The following is a 3,162-nucleotide window of genomic DNA, read 5'->3' on the forward strand; positions in this document are numbered from 1 at the left end:
GATAAACTTAAGTCTGTGTGTAAAACGTTATACACACATTCACACACGTGATCAATTGCGTCATCTGTTAAAAAATCCATTACGTGACTAACTTCATTTGCGTTTAGTTTACGTAGTACGTTTAAAAGAGGTAAATATTTTTTCTTTTCTAAGTCAACCATTATTTTTCAATGTAGACTACACACGGAAATTGATGTGGGAAAATGTGACTTCGAACTCGTAATAGTGGTGGTGTTTCTTGATTAAAGTCTAAAAGCAAATAGTCATATGCTTTTTTTGTTGCTTCTTGATAGGCAGATGTTATAAAACTACTGTTAAATGGGCTAATCTGTTTGCTTAATATACTGATTTGTTGTTTGTCTCTATCATTTTTCATTAAAACTATATAATGTGAATTTAAACTCATTGTCCGAAAAGATTTGTCTTTGAAAAATAAATTTTGCGTAAGGAAAATTATGCTGCAGTTTGAATGATGGCTCAAATTACAAAACAACAATTCAAAGTCAGTATTCACCGAGTTCATGCTGTCATCAAAAATAATAAGTGAACCGCCTTGATCTTTGTAAGGATTAACCATGTTATAAATTTCATCCAATGATGGAAAGTAATCTTTAACATCCACCAGTTCATGAATTAATTTTAAATTTTCCATTTCTATATACATATCTTGCATTGCTTGATAGAATAGAAATACTCTTTTTGGTGGTTCAGTAAATAGTTGGTCACCTATTGTTAGAAGATTTTTAACCCATGTTGTTTTACCAGAACCCGAGGGCCCACTAACAATACAATTAAAACTTGTTTTCAAACGAATATCCCACATTTTATATTAAGTCTTGTTTAACAGTATACCCAAACCCTAAACCATTTAAATAATGAACAACAAATTGTTTTGCGAGTGAGAATTTATTCAACAGTAAAAAAGCATCTTTTAAGAATGGTGTCAATCATTGTTTCTTTTTTGAAGAAGTCGTCACATGCATCCAGTTCATCCAAAAGTAGTCCGAGAAGTTTTCTGTAGATCCGTTCCGTGTTTTTTCGATCCGATCTCATTCGAAGAATGAGATAGTATTCTTGGTATGTTGTGTGATCCAGCTTTTGATATTGTTGGTCATCCGCAGAAAGATAGTTTTCTCTATCAGTGAAACTGTTTTTCAGTGATTCGAATTCAGTTTGTGATAACATAGGCATATCAAATCTATTTGTGCATGTTATGGACAAATAAGATCTCATGCTGTAGAGCAATCGTTGATGTTCCAATTTTTCTTGAGCTGCAATTTTTGTCCATCCTTCAAGCCTGCTGTGAAATGCATCCAATTCGATTTGCTTTAGTCTTAAGTGTTCATCAAGTCTTACCAATTCAGATGGATGTGTCAGCATGTGGTCCCAATTCAATTGATCCATTGTGGAAGATTGGTAATTTGCCATTACGATTGTTTTTTACACGATATGAGACAAAAATGCGAAGTGTCAGTACAATAAACTTCAAATGACCCACAAGAATGTTTGGAGCAGCTGGTGTAAAAGTTTTTGCAATTGCTGAATAAAACTTCAATGTTCCTTCCAAGAATGTTTTTGCCAAATCAATGTAGTGATGTAGTTCGATTGATTTAACAATTGTTGGACTTCCAAAAACTTCCAGTAGATTAGACTGGTGAGGTGGTATGATGATATGGAATTTTCTTGCCTTTTCTCGTTCCAAAATTGTCTCAATCAACTTAATGAACTCAATGTGAAGTTTCAAAACTGTGGCTAAATTATTTGACAAAACAAAATCTTTTTCTCTGCAAGTCTTATGTTCAAGTAGAGGTAGTCGGCCTGTGTGATACACAATGTTTCTAACGTAGGTAGAGACAAATTCAAATGTTGCTGTGATGGCTTTGTCAATGTTATCTTCTTTTTTCACAGCTTCAAGATCAGTAATAGCTTTGGTAAAATCAAAACAATCACAGCACTGTGTGTATAATCTTTCAATTACTTCTCTAGGAAGAACAAACACATAAGACATCCTCAATGTTTGATGGTTTGGAAATAAATGACTGGAGAAGTAAAAATGCTTTAAAACAATACCTTTGGTTACACAACAAAAAATCAAGTTTCAACTTGTTCTAATTTCTGGAAAATTATTTTTACAGAATTTCATCATAACCAAGGCAACTTGTTTCAACTGTTTCTAGAAACTTACTTTCTATCTTCATCAGAAGTTGAAAATTCCAAATTTAAAATTAGATCTTCATTAGTACCAAAATAAACATATTCACCATCATGGGAACGCAGCACTATTTCAATTTCTGAAATTTCTGTATTTTGAAGTGCTATAAATTCTTTATGCTTAAAGTCTGAAATAATGTAACCTTTTTCTTGGTTTGACACTGGAATGACACGTAAAATTTTACTATAAATACCACCAATTATTGAACTTTCAATAAAATTGGTATAAGCAATCATATAGTTTGGTTGTAAAGCATCTAAATTGATAGGTAGATTAAATTGTAGTATATAATTTTCTGTTCCATCTTCATTTTTACCAAGTCGTAATATTGGATTTCTACTATTTATTATTATCTTTGTTGCATTATCATTCAAATTTAAAGGGTAGTCACATCCCAATACACGTAATAAATGATTAGAAATAGCTACATAACCTTCTTTTTTGAAAATTAACTTTAAACGATTATTGGAATCAACTTTTACTTCACCAAAATCAGTACTAGCAAAAAATTCAACAAGTTCTTTTACTAATGTTACTATTGTATGAACTTCGTCACTTATTATTTTAATGCCTTTTCTTCTAGTATGTTCTTGTACCAGTAATATTCCACGACTATTTTTATCTGGTAAAAATGTTTTAAAAGTATTTGGGTAACTAATAGAAGTTAAAGCAACATTCCAACTTTTACTAAGACTTAATACAGTAGGCAATTTTACTCTAAAATGATAACTTTTGTTGTCTTGAAACTCTTTGCTAACAGCCGATGTAAGTCTTACATGAAAATTACTTTTTTCACTCATTCTTCGAATATTTAGTTTCAAAATAGAAGGTACACCAGATAATAATTGTAACTGGTTATTGTTTTCATCACATAATTTCACTTCAATGTCTGTTAGTGAACTGTTTAATAGTGGTACATATTGTTTTGATTCAAACTCATGAAAGTAATA

Annotated in this window: 4 protein-coding genes; all 4 read right to left on the reverse strand. The window is 31.2% G+C overall.

Translation table 11 applies throughout. The features are described from left to right. Positions 1–160 precede the first annotated feature (160 nt). Positions 161–823, reverse strand: coding sequence for an ATPase/DNA packaging protein (locus ABWO04_RS10750; RefSeq protein WP_353079701.1), 663 nt, complete (start codon positions 821–823; stop codon positions 161–163). An 83-nt stretch (positions 824–906) separates the two neighbouring features. After that, on the reverse strand, positions 907–1,380 hold the full coding sequence (locus tag ABWO04_RS10755; RefSeq protein ID WP_353079702.1) for a hypothetical protein: 474 nt from the start codon (positions 1,378–1,380) through the stop codon (positions 907–909). Beyond that, the gene (locus tag ABWO04_RS10760; protein ID WP_353079703.1) at positions 1,361–2,008 is read right to left on the reverse strand and encodes a hypothetical protein; all 648 of its coding nucleotides are present in this window, start codon (positions 2,006–2,008) and stop codon (positions 1,361–1,363) included. Before ABWO04_RS10760 ends, ABWO04_RS10755 begins: the two co-directional genes overlap by 20 nt. Positions 2,009–2,181: 173 nt before the next feature. After that, positions 2,182–3,162 (reverse strand): hypothetical protein (locus ABWO04_RS10765; RefSeq protein ID WP_353079704.1); only part of this gene is annotated, 981 nt, incomplete at its 5' end.

The organism is Flavobacterium sp. (assembly GCF_040382755.1).
Lineage (GTDB): Bacteria > Bacteroidota > Bacteroidia > Flavobacteriales > Flavobacteriaceae > Flavobacterium.

Bases quoted from the DNA above. Each gene is read 5' to 3' on its own strand.
- ABWO04_RS10750 (WP_353079701.1), bottom strand. From the start codon at position 823: ATGTGGGATATTCGTTTGAAAACAAGTTTTAATTGTATTGTTAGTGGG.
- ABWO04_RS10755 (WP_353079702.1), bottom strand. From the start codon at position 1,380: ATGCTGACACATCCATCTGAATTGGTAAGACTTGATGAACACTTAAGA.
- ABWO04_RS10760 (WP_353079703.1), bottom strand. From the start codon at position 2,008: ATGTCTTATGTGTTTGTTCTTCCTAGAGAAGTAATTGAAAGATTATAC.